At 34.9% G+C, this 16,667-nt stretch carries 15 protein-coding genes and 1 other annotated feature; of the genes, 4 read left to right on the forward strand and 11 right to left on the reverse strand.

All coding sequences use genetic code 11. From position 1 onward, the window contains the following. Window positions 1-44 precede the first annotated feature (44 nt). The 4 genes from D2K62_RS01495 to D2K62_RS01510 form a co-directional block, all read right to left on the reverse strand. Entirely contained in the window at window positions 45-1,289 is a 1,245-nt protein-coding gene (locus D2K62_RS01495; protein ID WP_112181034.1) for a glutamate-5-semialdehyde dehydrogenase, read from the reverse strand. 2 nt (window positions 1,290-1,291) lie between these two features. Further along, window positions 1,292-2,407 (reverse strand): glutamate 5-kinase, encoded by a 1,116-nt coding sequence (gene proB, locus D2K62_RS01500; protein WP_117160795.1) that lies wholly within the window; start codon window positions 2,405-2,407, stop codon window positions 1,292-1,294. Between the two features lie 60 nt (window positions 2,408-2,467). Next, window positions 2,468-2,683 (reverse strand) — a binding site (T-box leader). 77 nt (window positions 2,684-2,760) lie between these two features. Next, window positions 2,761-3,756: an LLM class flavin-dependent oxidoreductase gene (locus D2K62_RS01505; protein ID WP_112181032.1), complete on the reverse strand. Its 996-nt coding sequence runs from the start codon at window positions 3,754-3,756 to the stop codon at window positions 2,761-2,763. Window positions 3,757-3,804: 48 nt separating this feature from the next. Further along, the gene (locus tag D2K62_RS01510; protein WP_112181031.1) at window positions 3,805-4,881 is read right to left on the reverse strand and encodes a branched-chain amino acid aminotransferase; all 1,077 of its coding nucleotides are present in this window, start codon (window positions 4,879-4,881) and stop codon (window positions 3,805-3,807) included. A gap of 200 nt (window positions 4,882-5,081) precedes the next feature. Between D2K62_RS01510 and D2K62_RS01515 the strand changes: the two genes are divergently transcribed. Continuing rightward, on the forward strand, window positions 5,082-5,501 hold the full coding sequence (locus D2K62_RS01515) for a hypothetical protein (RefSeq protein ID WP_117160796.1): 420 nt from the start codon (window positions 5,082-5,084) through the stop codon (window positions 5,499-5,501). Window positions 5,502-5,538: 37 nt separating this feature from the next. Here D2K62_RS01515 and D2K62_RS01520 read toward each other — a convergent pair whose 3' ends face one another. Both D2K62_RS01520 and gltB read right to left on the reverse strand, forming a co-directional pair. Further along, a complete protein-coding gene (locus D2K62_RS01520; RefSeq protein ID WP_117160797.1) occupies window positions 5,539-7,035 on the reverse strand; it encodes a glutamate synthase subunit beta in 1,497 nt (498 codons plus the stop codon). A gap of 15 nt (window positions 7,036-7,050) precedes the next feature. Continuing rightward, window positions 7,051-11,613 carry a glutamate synthase large subunit gene (gltB, locus tag D2K62_RS01525; protein WP_117148779.1) on the reverse strand — a complete coding sequence of 1,521 codons (4,563 nt, stop codon included), beginning with the start codon at window positions 11,611-11,613 and terminating at the stop codon, window positions 7,051-7,053. Window positions 11,614-11,739: 126 nt separating this feature from the next. Here gltB and gltC point away from each other — a divergent pair, with 126 nt between their 5' ends. Next, window positions 11,740-12,633 (forward strand): glutamate biosynthesis transcriptional regulator GltC, encoded by an 894-nt coding sequence (gene gltC, locus D2K62_RS01530; RefSeq protein WP_112181027.1) that lies wholly within the window; start codon window positions 11,740-11,742, stop codon window positions 12,631-12,633. Between the two features lie 14 nt (window positions 12,634-12,647). On the opposite strand, the gene D2K62_RS01535 is transcribed toward gltC, so the two are convergent. Then, a complete protein-coding gene (locus D2K62_RS01535) occupies window positions 12,648-12,788 on the reverse strand; it encodes a small, acid-soluble spore protein L (protein WP_369974615.1) in 141 nt (46 codons plus the stop codon). Window positions 12,789-12,906: 118 nt separating this feature from the next. Here D2K62_RS01535 and msrA point away from each other — a divergent pair, with 118 nt between their 5' ends. Next, window positions 12,907-13,434 carry a peptide-methionine (S)-S-oxide reductase MsrA gene (gene msrA / locus D2K62_RS01540; RefSeq protein ID WP_112181026.1) on the forward strand — a complete coding sequence of 176 codons (528 nt, stop codon included), beginning with the start codon at window positions 12,907-12,909 and terminating at the stop codon, window positions 13,432-13,434. A 184-nt stretch (window positions 13,435-13,618) separates the two neighbouring features. Beyond that, window positions 13,619-14,275, forward strand: a complete 657-nt coding sequence (locus tag D2K62_RS01545; RefSeq protein WP_117160798.1) for a YitT family protein — start codon at window positions 13,619-13,621, stop codon at window positions 14,273-14,275. Window positions 14,276-14,396: 121 nt separating this feature from the next. Here D2K62_RS01545 and D2K62_RS01550 read toward each other — a convergent pair whose 3' ends face one another. The 4 genes from D2K62_RS01550 to D2K62_RS01560 all read right to left on the reverse strand — a co-directional run bounded on the left by D2K62_RS01550 (window position 14,397) and on the right by D2K62_RS01560 (window position 16,648). Then, the gene (locus tag D2K62_RS01550; protein ID WP_112181024.1) at window positions 14,397-14,678 is read right to left on the reverse strand and encodes a hypothetical protein; all 282 of its coding nucleotides are present in this window, start codon (window positions 14,676-14,678) and stop codon (window positions 14,397-14,399) included. Window positions 14,679-14,694: 16 nt separating this feature from the next. Next, window positions 14,695-15,885 (reverse strand): MFS transporter, encoded by a 1,191-nt coding sequence (locus tag D2K62_RS01555; protein ID WP_117160993.1) that lies wholly within the window; start codon window positions 15,883-15,885, stop codon window positions 14,695-14,697. A gap of 230 nt (window positions 15,886-16,115) precedes the next feature. Further along, the gene (locus D2K62_RS19235) at window positions 16,116-16,250 is read right to left on the reverse strand and encodes a hypothetical protein (RefSeq protein WP_255421346.1); all 135 of its coding nucleotides are present in this window, start codon (window positions 16,248-16,250) and stop codon (window positions 16,116-16,118) included. Window positions 16,251-16,285: 35 nt separating this feature from the next. Next, on the reverse strand, window positions 16,286-16,648 hold the full coding sequence (locus D2K62_RS01560) for a VOC family protein (RefSeq protein ID WP_112181023.1): 363 nt from the start codon (window positions 16,646-16,648) through the stop codon (window positions 16,286-16,288). Window positions 16,649-16,667 lie beyond the last annotated feature (19 nt).

Below are 16,667 nucleotides of genomic sequence, written 5' to 3' on the forward strand. Positions count from 1 at the left end.
CCATAATCTATTGTAACGCAAAACAAACAATCTTTCACGTAAAATCATTTAATTTGTCCATCACCATATAAAGTATATTTTGTTGATGTTAATGCTTTTAATCCCATTGGTCCACGAGCATGTAATTTTTGGGTGCTAATTCCAATCTCAGCACCAAAACCAAATTCAAAACCGTCGGTAAAGCGCGTCGAAGCATTATGGTAAACACATGCAGCGTCAATTTGATTCATAAATTTTACAACGTGATTGCTATTTTCAGTAATAATTGATTCTGAATGTTTCGTACTGTACCAATTTATATGTGCAATCGCCTCATCTACACTTGATACGGTTTTTAGCGCAACAATTTTATCTAAAAATTCTGTTTCCCAATCCTCTTCAGTTGCTAATGGTAATTCAAAATGTGTCCATATTACTTTAGCATCAGCCCGTATTTCGACATCATGATCACGAAGTGCATTAATTAATAAATCGCCATGCTCTTTAAACCAATTCTCATGAACAAGTATAGTTTCAATAGCATTACAAACAGAGGGGCGTTGTGTCTTTGCATTAATTGCTATTTGCACACTCATTTCCGGATTAGCAGTTTCGTCAATAAATAGATGACAATTACCAGCACCTGTTTCGAGTACTGGTACAGAAGATTTATTTACAACTGTATCAATTAAATTTTTACTACCTCTTGGGATTAAAACGTCCAAATAATCATTTAAACGAAACATTTTTTCAGCTGTCTCACGACTTGTATCTTCGATTAATTGTACAGCATGTACGGGTAGATCGGATTTTGCTAGTGCAGTTTGAATAACGGAAACAATTGCTTTATTTGAATGGATAGCTGAGGAGCTTCCTCTTAATAAGACAGCATTACCTGTTTTCAAACACAGACTTGCTGCGTCAACTGTAACATTTGGTCTAGCTTCATAAATTATTCCAATCACCCCAATCGGAACGGAAACTTTCTTAATCATAAGACCATTAGGACGTTTCCAATCTTCTAAAGTAACGCCAATTGGATCTTCTAGTATAACTAATTGCTCTAATGCATGAGACATTTCCTCAATTCGAATCTTGTCTAATCGTAAACGGTCGATAATTGATTCTGTTACGCCATTTTTCTGTGAGGATGCAATATCTCTTTTATTTTCAGTAATGATGAACTCCTGTTGTTCAATAAGTTCTTTTGCTATCAACTGTAATGCAGTATTTTTTTCTTCTGTTGTTGCATTTGATAATGATAGGCACGTCTCTTTTGCTTGTTTTGCAACTTCGATTAAATCGAACATTTTTATACCCCCTGTAAAGTTAGTACTAGTTTATTTCGATGAATCACTTCTGGTCGCTTTCTATTCGTTATTTTCATCGCTTCTATACTTCCTAAACCTTTTACTTTAAAAAGCTCATCTGAAGAATAGCTAACCTGTCCTTTTGCTACCACATTATTTTGATAAATTAATTCAACCACTTCTCCTGCTTCAAAGGTATTAATGACTTCTTTAATACCAACTGGTAAAAGGCTTTTTCCTTTTAATATAATTGCCTGTTGTGCACCTTTATCAATTTCTATTTGTCCTGATATATTCGAATGAAATGCAATCCATTGTTTTTGTTTGCGAATATGATATGTTTGGTGATTCCCGATATAGGTACCATCACCATTGCCATCAATGATATTCAAAAATTTTTCTTCACCTTCACCAAGACCAACAAATGCATCGACACCTAAAGAAAGTGACGTCTGTGCTGCTAATAGTTTTGATTTCATTCCGCCTGTTCCCACTTTAGAACTAGATGTTTCACTCGTTTGCTTGATCAAATCATCTGAAATCGAATCAAGATAATGATATTTTTTAGCCAATGGATCTTGATTTGGGTTTGCGTCGTAAATCCCATTAATATCAGTAAGAAGAATTAAATAATCTGCATTTACTAAACCGCTAACTAGTGCAGATAACATGTCATTATCACCGAAAGTCAATTCATCAATTGCAACAGAGTCATTTTCATTTATTATTGGAATAACTGATCTCTTTAATAATTCTGTAATTGTTTGATATACATTGCTGAATTGCTCCTGATTAACAAATACATCTCTCGTTAATAATAATTGAGCACAAACCATGTCATACTTTTTAAATGCATCATTATACGCTTCAATTAATAGCCCTTGACCGACTGCAGCAGCTGCCTGTTTACCTGAAACAGTTACAGGTTTACTAGAATAGCCTAAGTTTCCAAAACCAGCTGAAACAGCACCTGAGGAAATAAGTACCACTTCCATTCCTGCCTTAACTAATCGAGCGATGGCATCTGCGTGACCTTTTAGTTTAAACAGGCTTAATCGCCCGTCTTTTTCTGTTAATGAACTACTCCCTATCTTCACAACCACTCGTTTATTTGCCATTATTAGTCGCCTTCTCTGTATAAAAATAAAAAAACTCTTTCCATCCATTACATTTTTATTGTAAAGGACGGAAAAAGTTTTTCCGCGGTACCACCTTATATTGACAAGTTTTATACTTGCCCATCTCATCCTATAACGCTAGGAGGCGGTTAAGGTATTTGCTTAACAACTCCAAGGTAGGTTCAAAAGTATCGATTATGCAGGGACCTTTCAGCCGATGAATCCCCTTCTCTTATCATATGATAACAATTTACTAATCCTCTTCTTCGTCTTCCGAATTATCTAATTACATCATATTATGCTGTAGTAAAATAAAAATGTCAACTACTTTTGTCAGAAAAATCAGTTGATTTTTAGAATGCCTCAGCTATTAGCTGAAATGACTTTAAACGAGTCGCGTAACTTTTTGTGTTTGTAATGATCATTAATTCATCCGCTTGGTAGTTATTTTGAATCATTTCTAATTGATTTTTCACTTGTTTGGGTGTACCATAAACAATTTTTTCTTTTGCTTGGTGCACTAATTCTTGTTCTGTAGGACTTAACTGTTTAAATCTTTCCTCAAATTGATCAAGTGACCTATTCTCAATTTTTTTATTTAATGTGCTCTCAATTTGGTTTAGACTATGAGAAAAAGCTTCTTGTGAAGCCTCTTCTTCAGTTTCTAAACAAATAGCTTGAACTGTCACTAATGTATAAGCATGTTCAGCTTGCTTATTTTCAGAAAAATTCGTTTTGTATTTATTTGTTATTTCTGGACCCTTATTTTCACTCATGAATTCACCAAAAGCATACTTGATTCCTAAATCGCCGGCCAATTTCGCACTCTTATCGCTTGTTCCTAGCAACCAAATTTCAGGTTGTACTTCTGGCAATGGCATAGGAATTACTGAATGATAGATGTGGTCGTTAGGAAAATCTTGCTTTATAAAATGGAGTAATTCCCTTATCTTATCTGGTGTTTGTTTTACATTTTCCAAATAATTACCTGATAATGCAATAGATGCTTGAGCAGATCCTCCCGGCGCGCGTCCAATTCCTAAATCAATTCGATCTGGAAACAACGTAGCTAAAGTATGAAATGTTTCTGCGACTTTTAAAGGTTTATAATGCGGCAGCAATATTGCACCAGCACCTAATCGTATTTTCTTGGTATTACTACCAATATAACTTAATACAACTTCTGGAGCAGAACTGGCAAGCGTGTTAATGCCATGATGTTCTGTTAACCAAAATCGATGATAGCCATACGCCTCTGCAACTTGAGCTAATTTCACTGACTCAACAAGCGCCTCTGATGATGTTACCTGTTCAAGAAGTGGTGACTGATCTAATATACTTAATCTCATCTAATCGGATCTCCTTCTATTAAGAAAAAAACACCCAAGTGGGTGCTTTTACTCGTTTAATTTACTAATCCAATTAAATGGATCTTCTTCTCTTCCGTATTGAATACCTGTTAATGTATCGTATAAGCGTTTGGAAACATCACCTGTCACGCCATTATTTATCTTTAGACTTTCCCCTTGCCAAGCTAATTCACCAATTGGTGAAATAACTGCTGCGGTACCTGCTCCAAAAGCTTCTTCTAAAGTTCCAGCTTGATAAGCTTGATAGATTTGGTCCATTGAAATTTTACGTTCAGATACGGGAATATTCCAATGCTTTAATAACTCCAGAACAGAATTTCTTGTTACACCTTCTAATATACTACCATTTAAGGCTGGTGTAACAACTTCTCCGGCAATTTTAAAAAACACATTCATACTACCAACTTCTTCAATGTAGTTCTTTTCTAGACCATCTAACCAAAGCACTTGTGCATAGCCTTTACTAGCAACAATTTCCTGTGCCTTTAAGCTAGACGCATAATTACCTGCTGTCTTTGCCTCACCTGTTCCACCTTTTACAGCACGAACAAATTCACTTTCTACTGCGATTTTGATTGGATTAATACCTTCTTTATAATAAGCGCCTACTGGTGATAAAATAATCATTAGTTTATATGTTTTTGATGGTGCAACACCTAGGTAAGGTTCTGTTGAAATAACGAAAGGACGAATATATAACGAAGTACCTGGTGCGTTTGGAACCCAGTCTTTTTCAAGACTTACTAATTGTTTAATCGCTTCAAGTGTTAATTCTTTGTCAATTGCTGGAATGCACATACGTTCATTTGATCGATTTAATCTTTCCATATTCTTCTCTGGTCTAAATAAGTTAACCTCGCCTTTATCTGTTAAATAAGCTTTAAGTCCTTCAAATACAGTTTGACCATAATGAAATACCATAGATGCTGGATCTAACGAAACTGGTTGGTATGGCACAATTCTTGGATCATACCAACCTTTGCCTTCTTGATAATCTACAATAAACATATAATCCGTAAATACGCGGCCAAATTCTAATTGATCAGATACGGGCTTCTCTTTATGTATTGTTGTTTTAGTAATAGATATCGATTGTTGTGTCATATTTCTAGTCCCCCTGCAATATATTCTAAATCTAATAGTATAAACTCTATTTTATTACTAAATGATCAATTTAGACAACCTATTTGTATTAAAAATATTCAAACTATTTTCTAAACTTTAAAAATAAGCTCATCTGATGCTTAATATGATATGATCATACTAAGCATTTTTTACAGTTCAATTAGTGAAGAGGTGAATTAATGCGTGAAATAATTACGTGGTTAGCCGAAATAGTAAATACAGGCCACGATATTTTAATTGTACTTTTTCGAGAATTAGGCTTTTCTTTAACGGATAAACAGTTACATTTTTGGATTATAGGATTTATTGGAATTTTCGCTTACTTTTTTGTTTATTTCTTTTTTAAACTTCTAGCTGCATTTAAATGGAGTACGTCTATATTTTCATTTGTTTATACATTTACGCTAATGATTGTGCTTGTTTTTGCTATAGAAATACAACAAGCTATCACAAATAGAGGTAATATGGAGTTTGCAGATGCTGTAATAGGTCTATGGGGATTTCTGGTTTTCTTTTTTGTCTATGCGTCCCTTGCAATCATCGCTTATCTCATAACAAAATGGTATAAAAAGAAAAAAATTAAACAAAGATCACTGTGAAGGCCTTTATAAGGGTTCACAGTGATCTTTTTTAATTTTATACAGCCAATACAGTTGGTAAGCTTGTCGCTCCCATTAAATAGTTGTCTACTGCATAAGCAACTTCACGACCTTCATTAATTGCCCAAACAATCAAACTCGGTCCTCTTCTAGAATCTCCAGCAGCAAATACACCTTCGATATTTGTATCGAATTCACCATAAGTAGCATCAATCTTGTTTCTATTTGTTTCAATGCCAAATTGTTTTAATAATGGTTGTTCTGGACCTTCAAAACCGATTGCGATAACAACTAATTCCGCAGGCCAAACTTTTTCAGTACCAGGTGTTTCCTGGTAAACGAACATCCCATTTTCATCTCTTGTTTTAATCATTTCTACTGTGTGTAATTCTTTCAATTGACCATTTTCATCTGTAACAGCTTTCTTAGTTAAAACAGAGTACTCACGAATATCTTCGCCAAATGCTTCTTTAGCTTCTTTATGCGCATATTCTAAACTGAATACCTGTGGATATTCTGGCCACATATTATCTGATGTGCGTTTTAATGGTAGAGCTGGGTTAATGCCAAATTGTGCAATTGATTTTGCACCTTGACGTAGTGCTGTTGCTACACAATCAGCACCCGTATCACCGCCACCAATAACAATAACATCTTTATCTGCTGCATTTAAAGTTGCTGGGACTACTGTTTTATCATCCAATACCTTTTTAGTAGCAGTAGTTAAATAATCCATTGCTAAATGAATACCACTCGATTCACGACCTTCAACAATTAGGTCGCGTGGTTTTTGTGCACCTGTACATACAATAACGGAATCAAATTGTTCTTTTAATTCATCGGCAGTTATATCTTTACCGACTTCTGTATTTAGAACAATCTCTACCCCTTCTTGTTCTAGTAATTTAATTCTTCGTGTTACAATGTCTTTTTCTAGTTTCATATTTGGAATACCATACATTAATAATCCGCCGGCACGATCATCACGTTCATAGATTGTTACAGAATGACCTGCTTGATTTAATTGATCTGCTGCTGCCATTCCCGCAGGTCCTGAACCAATAATTGCAACTGTCTTACCTGTACGTTCTTCTGGTATTCGAGGCTTAATCCAACCCTTTTCAAACCCTTTGTCAATAATAGCTTGCTCGATATTTTTGATTGCAATTGCAGGCTCTGAAATTGCAACTGTACAAGACCCCTCACATGGGGCTGGACAAACGCGCCCAGTGAATTCAGGAAAGTTATTTGTTTTTAATAAGCGATCTAATGCATCTTTCCATTTGCCTTTATAAACTAAATCATTCCATTCAGGTATTAAATTATAAACCGGACAACCGGATGTAGCATTACCAACTTCCATACCGATATGACAGAAAGGTGTACCACAATCCATACATCTTTCCCCTTGTCTTTCAGCGACCTCATCAGTGAAAGGAGCAGAATATTCTTTCCAATCCTTTACCCGTTCTACAGGATCACGATCAACTGCTTCTTCCCGTTCTATTTCCATAAAACCTGTTGCTTTACCCATATTCATATCTCCTTTCTACTGAACGATCATTTTTTTGCGTTCGTCATTTAAGACAATACGGTTTTCCTTTTTAGCTAGAAATGCACTCATCTTAGCATCGTCATCTGATTCGCCTGATTCTACATAAGATTGGATAGTTTGTAGCATTAATTTATAGTCTTTTGGAATTACTTTGACAAACTTCTGTACACTATTTTCCCAATCATCTAATACTTCTTTTGCTCGACTGCTGTTAGTATAAAGATATTGGTCATTAATAATTGTTTTTAGGTTATCAATCTCTTCTTCTGATTGAAGTGTTTCAAATTCTATTAATTCCATATTACTTAATTGTTCGAATTTCTCTTTATCATCAGCTAATACATACGCAATACCACCAGACATACCTGCGCCGAAGTTCTTACCTACTTCACCGAGAATAACAACTTTACCACCTGTCATATATTCACAACCATGGTCCCCGATACCTTCAACTACAATTGTTGCTCCACTATTACGAACAGCAAAACGTTCACCAGCATAGCCATTAATATATGCTTCGCCACTTGTTGCACCATAGAAACAAACATTACCAGCAATTACATTTTGGCTTGCTGTAATACTAGATTCTTTTGGTACACGTACTGTAAGCTTTCCACCAGATAAACCTTTACCAACATAGTCATTTGCATCACCTGTTAAATTAAGTGTCATACCTCTTGGCACAAATGCACCAAAGCTTTGACCAGCAGAACCGGTAAAGTTAATCGTTATCGTGTCGTCAGGCAAACCTTCTTCTCCATACATTTTAGAAATCTCACTACCGACTATTGTTCCAGCTACTCGATTAATATTTCTAATAGGGAAAGAAACATTTACTTTCTTGCCTGTATCTATAGCAGTTTGAACAACTGGTAGTATATTCGTAATATCTAATGATTTATCAATTTTATGGTCTTGTTTTGTTTTATTATAACGTGCACTACCAGTATTTTTCGGTTGATAAAGCAATCTAGATAAATCTAAATATTTTGCTTTCCAATGTGTTTTTGCACGCTCACTAATCTCTAGGACATCAGTACGGCCAATCATTTCATTGACAGTTTTAAACCCAAGTGTTGCCATGATTTCACGCACTTCTTCAGCAATGAATCGCATGAAGTTTACTACATGATCTGGGTCACCAGTGAACTTTTTACGTAATTCTGGGTTCTGTGTCGCAACACCAACTGGGCAAGTGTCCATATGACAAACACGCATCATAACACAACCTAATACAACTAAAGGTGCTGTTGCAAAGCCATATTCTTCTGCACCAAGTAACGCTGCCATTACTACATCTTTACCAGTTAATAATTTTCCATCTGTTTCTAGAACAATACGTTCACGTAACCCATTTAACATCAATGTTTGATGTGCTTCTGATAATCCAATCTCCCAAGGTAATCCAGCATGCTTAATACTTGTTTTAGGAGACGCACCAGTGCCACCATCATAGCCCACTACTGATATAACATCTGCGCTTCCTTTTGCTACACCAGCAGCAATTGTACCGACACCAGCACGAGATACAAGTTTAACACTAATACGAGCATCACGATTTCCATTTTTTAAATCATGAATTAGTTGTGCTAAATCTTCAATCGAATAAATATCATGATGTGGTGGAGGTGATATTAAATCAACACCTGGGGTAGAACCACGTACATTTGCAACCCATGGGTAAACTTTCTTACCAGGTAATTGCCCGCCTTCTCCAGGTTTTGCACCTTGTGCCATTTTGATTTGTAATTCATCTGCATTCACCATATAGTGACTTTTTGCGCCAAAACGACCTGAAGCAATTTGCTTTATTGCACTTCGACGGAAGTCTCCGTTTTCATCAACAATATAACGGTTTGCATCCTCGCCACCTTCACCACTATTGCTCTTACCACCTAAACGGTTCATTGCAATAGCTAAAGACTCATGTGCTTCTTGACTAATAGAACCAAATGACATGGCACCAGTTTTAAAGCGTTTCACAATAGAGTCGACTGACTCAACTTCATCGATAGAAATTGAATTTTCGGTTTTAAAGGTAAGCAGATTACGTAAGAAACCTAAACGCTCCTCGTCAGCTGCTTTAGAGAATTCCTTAAACAATTGATAATCTCCACGTCTTGTTGCCCATTGAAGTTTATGAATCGTTGTCGGGTTATACGCGTGATGTTCACCTGTTTGTCTCCACTGAAAATCACTACCTGGCTCTAATGTATCATCAACTGCTTTTCCATACCCATTTTGATGACGGATTTTCGCTTCTTCAGCAATTGTATCTAAACCAATTCCATCAATTTGTGATGCAGTTCCAGTAAAATGTTGATCAATGACTTTATTACTAATACCTAATGCTTCGAAAATCTGAGCTCCACGATAACTTTGGACAGTAGATATCCCCATTTTAGACATAACTTTAATAACGCCTTCAGTTACGTTATTAATATAACCGCCAACTGCATCCTCGTACGTAACAGCTAGATTATCATTAGCAATTTCATTTCGGTACGTTTCATAAGCTAAATATGGTGTTATCGCATCAACACCAAAACCAATTAATGCTGCAAAATGATGTACTTCTCTAGTTTCTCCAGACTCAACTAGTAAACTCGTTTTTGTTCTACTACCTTGTCTAACTAGATGCTGATGTAAGCCACTTGCTGCTAGTAAAATAGGTATTGCAATATTTTTTTCATCCATATTTCGGTCTGATAGAATCAATATATTTACGCCATCTTTAATAGCCTGGTCTGCTTTTGCAAAAACTGCCTCTAATCCAGTTTGCAAATCATCTGTAAATAATGAGTCAATCACCTTACTCTTAAAATCTGGATACACATTATTTTTAAATTGCGTTAGCTGACTATTCGACAATACAGGTGTTTCCAATTGAATACGATGGCTATTTGCTTCAGTTGGCTCTAGTATGTTTCCTTCAGGCCCTAATAACGTCATCGTTGAAGTTACAATTTGCTCCCGATATGCATCAATTGGCGGATTCGTTACCTGCGCAAATAACTGTTTAAAGTAATTAAATAGTGATTGTGCACGATTAGATAGAACTGCAAGTGGTGTATCCGTACCCATTGCACCAATCGGATCTTTTCCTTCTGTAATTATCGGTAATAGATACTTTTCAATATCTTCTGTTGTATAACCAAAAGCTTTCTGGCGTATAGTTAACTGATCAATTGGTTTATCGTCTTTCTCAACCAATTCACCACTTAATGTAACAAGATTATCATCTAACCATTTTTGATATGGCTGTTCGCTTACTATTTCATTTTTAATTTCTTCATCTGCAATAATACGTCCCTCTTCTAAATCAATTAAAAGCATTTTCCCAGGACTTAATCTATCTTTATATAGAACGTTTTCTTCTGGAATGTCAATTACGCCAACCTCTGATGAATAAACAATATAATCATCTTTTGTTACATAGTAACGGGCAGGTCTCAAACCATTACGGTCTAAAATTGCACCAATTTGTTTACCGTTAGTAAATGTGATCGATGTTGGACCATCCCATTGTTCCATTAAACAACTGTGGTACTCATAAAATGCACGCTTATCAGCAGGCATGTGTGGATTCTTTTTCCATGGTTCTGGAATCAGCATCATTGCAGCATGTGCAGGCTTTCGTCCAGCTAGCGTAAAAAACTCTAATGCGTTATCTAATACAGAAGAATCACTACCCTCTGCATTTAATATCGGTAATAATTTATCTAAATCATCACCAAATGCTTCCGAAACAAATTGTTGTTCACGTGCTCGCATCCAATTCATATTGCCACGCATTGTGTTGATTTCGCCATTGTGAATTAAATAACGGTTTGGATGCGCGCGTTCCCAACTTGGAAACGTATTTGTACTAAAACGTGAGTGTACAAGTGAGAATGCAGAAACAAAATCTTCATCCTGTAACTCTAGATAAAATTGATCTACCTGACTTGGTGTAAGCAGGCCTTTATATACAATCGTTCTATTTGAAAGACTCGCAAAATAAAATCGGTACGCTTGTTCTTTCGCCCAATTTTCCGCTTGTTTGCGAATGATAAATAATTTACGTTCAAAAGCCAAATCATCAGTAATTGTTGAAGCTGCACCTATAAAAACTTGTCTTACAACAGGTGCTGTATCTTGCGCATTTATTCCGATTTTTCTGACATCTGTTGGTGCACTTCTCCAACCCAACAACAGTTGACCCTCTTGTTCAATTAATTCATTAATTTTGGTTTCAATGTGTTGTCTTTCTTGATCATCTTTAGAGAAGAATACCATCCCAACACCATAACGACCTTCTTCAGGTAAAGTGAAATCACAAACCTTTCGAAAATAATTATCTGGTATTTGTACCATTAACCCAGCGCCATCACCTGTGTCAGGATCACTACCTTGTCCACCACGGTGGTCTAACTGGCATAACATTTGTAATCCTTTTTGGACAATCTCATGTGTGCGCATTCCCTTAATGTGCGCATACAACCCAATTCCACATGCGTCATGTTCAAACTCAGGACGATATAAACCTTGCGCTTCAGGCATTTTACTATAACTCAAATCTTTCGCCCCCATTTACGAATTCTTTTAAAGTGTCTATTTCTATTGTAGGTTTATTTATCAATCCAAACAATATATAATATAGATAAGAACGATCTGATTTTGATATATGTTAGGAGGAATCAAATGGAATTACGCCAATTACGTTATTTTATGGAAGTTGCTGAAAGAGAACATGTGTCAGAAGCAGCCCTCCACTTACACATTGCTCAATCTGCAATAAGTAGACAGATTGCTAATTTAGAGGCGGAATTAACGGTACAACTTTTTGATCGAACAGGTCGTAATGTTAAACTAACCCCAATCGGGAGAACCTTTCTTCATCACACTAAAATAGCTATGAAAGCAATTGACCATGCTAAAAAGCAGGTGGATGAATATATCGATCCAGAACGAGGTTCGATTAAAATTGGATTCCCTACAAGTTTAGCAAGTAATTTATTACCTAATGTGTTAGCAGTGTTTAAAAAGAGACATCCTAAGATTACCTTTCAGCTTCGTCAGGGGTCTTATAATTTTCTGATAGAATCAGTTAAAAGCAGAGAGATTGATGTGGCTTTTCTTGGACCAGTACCTACTAATGATCCTGATATAACAGGGGATATTTTGTTTTCTGAGGATTTATATGCCTTAGTTCCAAAAGATCATCCGATGGCAAATCGAAAAAGTATTTATTTAACAGAATTAAAACAGGACCCGTTTGTGTTATTTCCAAAAGGATATATCTTCGAGAAATTGGCAATTGATGGTTGTAAAGAAGCAGGTTTCGAACCTAATGTAACTTCAGAAGGAGAAGATCTTGATGCTATCAAAGGACTTGTTGCTGCTGGTATGGGGATTACTCTCCTACCGGAAAGTGCTTTTAGTGAAGTGAACACTACATTCACATCTAAAATTGCAATAAGTAATCCACAATTGTGCAGAACAGTTGGAATTATAACACCAAAACATCGTAATCTTGCTCCTTCTGAAACAGTTTTTTATCAATTTGTTATTAACCATTTTAAAAAATTAGATTAAAATGGTTGAAACTATTATCTTTTTGTATGTGAATGTTTAGCTTTTTGTTCAAGTTGTGATTTTGGTTCTTGGTCTGCCTTATCTTCGGAATAACCTTGTGGATTTATACCTGAATTCATTCCATTATTACCTTTTTGCTTAGTTTGCCGTTTCAAATAATCACCTCCATACAATTATTTTGCTTATAAAAATGATTGTTATTCTTTATAATGGACATTCAGAGCTAAATCAGCTAAATTTAGATCACACATGATTTTTACTGGGGGAATTAGAATGACAGATAGACAAGAAATAGCAACTTTTGCTGGTGGATGTTTCTGGTGTATGGTAAAGCCTTTTGATCAATGGGATGGTGTTCATCAAGTCATTTCAGGCTATACCGGAGGCGCACTAGAAAATCCTAGTTACGAAGATGTTAAAGGTGGAGAAACTGGTCACTATGAAGCAGTTCAAATAACTTATGATCCTACCTTGATTGATTACCAACAAATTGTTGATCTTTATTGGCCACAAATTGATCCAACAGATCCTGAAGGACAATTTCACGATCGGGGACCACAATATCGAACGGCAATCTTTTATCACAATAGTGAACAAAAAAAAATAGCAGAAGCTTCAAAAGAAAAATTAAATACTAGTGGGAAGTTCAAAAAAACAATTGCAACTGAAATTTTACCAGCTAAATCCTTCTATACTGCAGAAAGTTACCATCAAGACTTTTATAAAAAGAACGAAAAAGAATACCTAGAAGATCGCGCTAAATCCGGAAGAGACAATTTCATTGAAGAAAACTGGAAATAATATATTTAAGGGGCCAGAACAAGGTAAAACTTGTTCTGGCCTCTTTTTTGTTTTTATTTAATATACATCTATATTCACATATTTCAGCCTTTTAATAATACTATATTAGGACAAGCAAAACATACTATCAAAAAGACAGTGTACTTTTTAAAAAAGTATTTAATAGAAAGAAGGCCTATACATAATGGTAAATAGAAGCAACAGTGAATCATCTGAAATACATTTTAAAGATCATATAATTCATTATGTAATTATTTCTTGTGGAGCATTTATTCAAGGAATTGCGATGGCTATATTTCTATTCCCCCACTCCATTCCCTCTGGAGGTGCAGCAGGTATTGCTGTTCTATTAAATTATTGGTTTAACATACCAATTAGTTTTGCACTTTGGTTTGTTAACTTTTCATTAATCATTTTAGCTATTTATTGGTTAGGAAATACTAGTACAGCAGGAACTATATTTGGTATCACCATTACATCTATAACCGTTCAAATATTTAGTGCGGATATATTTTTACATTATTCTAATATATGGGCTGATTTACTATTAGGCTCCTGTATGTTAGGTATAGGAATTGGGATTCTTTTGAGACAACAGGTATCAAATGGAGGTATTGGTGTCATTGCTTTAATTTTTGCTACGTATCGAGACTTTTCTCCTGGAACAACACTTCTTTTATTTAATGGGCTGATCTTTATTGTAACAGGATCAATTATCCACTTTATTATTGTATTCCAAGCCATATTTGTACAGTTTATCTCTACAGGAATCATTAATGTTGTTTATAATTTAAAAACAATACCAAGTATCACTCCAATTTTAAGTTGGCGAAAAAAATAATTTTGTTCACTTTAAGCTTATTAATTTAAGGGAAAACATAAATATTCCTATTATAAAATATATCCTAACTGTCATAAAAGTTAGCTAGGATATGATATTTACCTATATTTAAATACTTTTATTATTCTTCTCCTTCTCGTTCTATTTCTATCTTTTTCCCACCAACAGATAAATATGATAATACTTCAAGGTCAGGCTTTAACTTAGTAAGTCCTTGTATATAAGGTTCAATTAAGTCCTTGAAATCCTCTTCAACACCTTCTGATTCAAGTAAACCATAAATGTACATTTTCTTTTCCTCAATCAAAAAAGCCATATAACCAACTGCGTTCTTTTTATCATCTACAATATTTAATACTTGTGCATCTTCCTTTAAAAGTTCTGGTGTGAAATATATTTGCATGCTAAGCACTCCTTTTTTATTCTGTTATGTGCACTTTTTGAAACAATGACTCAGAATTTTTATCTTTAGTAGCATTCTTTACATGAATGAAAATTAAACAAAGAAAAGCAACAATAAATGTTAAACTAGCGGTACTTAAAAACATCCACGTTCTAGATATGCCCATTAACCAACCGTATATTGGTGGTCCTGCCGCTACTCCGAGAAATCGAACCGAGCCATAAAGCGATGTTACAAACCCTCTTCTCGCTTTACCAACTGAACCAGTAATTAAACTATTTAAACAAGGAAGAACCAGGCCAGTTCCAATACTACTTATAATAAGTATAGAAAAAAAGGGGATTAAATTTTTAACTAATGTTAATGTAGCAAACGAAATCGTCATGAATAATAAACCAAAGATTATTAAACGTTTCATTACTTTTAGATTTTTCCCTATTTTACTACCCGTAATATAAGATGTAGTCATCATAAATAGCAATGGAATAGCTAATATTGCTCCTTTAAGAACACCATCAATATTATGCTTCGTTTCTAGAATATCCGATATATAAAAGAGAATTCCAAATAAGGTAAACAAACAAGTTGCACCTGCTAAATAAGATGTAAATAGCCATCTACCATCCTTTTTGAAAACGGAAAATAATCCCTTTATATAATTACCGATTGTCGGTGGAGCTTGTTTTTTCTTTGTTTCTTTAATAAAAATAGCTGTTAGCAAGACCGATACAATACAAAAGATCGGAAATCCCCAAAAAGGAGCATACCAAACTAATATAGCTAATAATGATCCCACTATTGGTGACAAGACTTTTCCAAGTCCATTTGATGCTTCAACTAAGCCTAAAACTCTACTTTGCTCATTGCCTTTAAACAAGTCGCCTGTTAGAGCCATTGCTATCGGTGTCGTTCCAGCAGCTCCTATCCCTTGCATTGCTCTTCCGATCAGAATCCAAATGAAAGCACTACCGCTAAACCATGCTGCCGCAGCACCCGCTAATAGACCACCTAACCCATATAATATTAAAGAAGGAACAATTATAGCTTTACGGGAGAATCGATCGGAAAAATAACCTAATATGGGAATGAAAATAGCGGCTGTTACAGAAAATATTGTTATTGTTAGGCTAACTTGAAATGAACTTAAACCTAATTCCTCTTGCATTTTTGGTAAAAATGGAATTAACATTGAGTTACCAAGTGTCATAATTAATGGAATGGAGCTTATTGCTACTATCACTAACTTATTCGATTTAGCCAATTACTTAAGCTCCTCTCTATTTAGCCTGTCGTAATACTACTTCACCATTATCTTTCCTAAAAGAATAAGACTTATTCTTTTAAGTGAAATATTTAAACAAATAGCTAGAGCTATTAAAAAACTAAAATAAGCAGTTGAGCTATAGCTCAACTGCTTATTCTTCATCGTTTATTCTATTATATATTTTCATTCTGATTTTGTTTATCTTCAAGAATTTGTATGATCTTTTTGTTTTGTTTAGTTTGTTCATTTAAGTTTCTAATAATTGTACCTAAACCCAAGATTATAAATAATAATAGTATAGTTATCAAACAATTTCACTCCTTAAAATCAGGGGATTTTTTGTTTAGATTGCTTGTATCATCTCTACCCGGTTACCAAACGGATCTCGAAATTCAAATCGATCATAACCAGGAAGTGGGATGGATTCTGAGATATCAATTTTGTTCTCTTCTAATATGTTTCTCCAATGTGCAAGATCCTCTACTTGGTATGCTAAATGTGCTTTTGTAGCTAATCTATCAATACCATCTTCTGTCCCAACATGTAATTCCATGTTTCCGACTTGTAACCAAAATCCACCTCTGCCTTTTAGTGATTCAGGCTTTTCTTTTTCTTTTAACCCTAATAGATCACAATAAAAATGCTTGCCTAATTCTTCTGCATTTTTTGGTATAGTAATTTGCACATGATTTAAACCTATAATCATTTCTATTTACCTCCTTATT

The organism is Paraliobacillus sp. X-1268, assembly GCF_003426095.1.
Classification (GTDB): Bacteria; Bacillota; Bacilli; order Bacillales; family Amphibacillaceae; genus Paraliobacillus_A; species Paraliobacillus_A zengyii.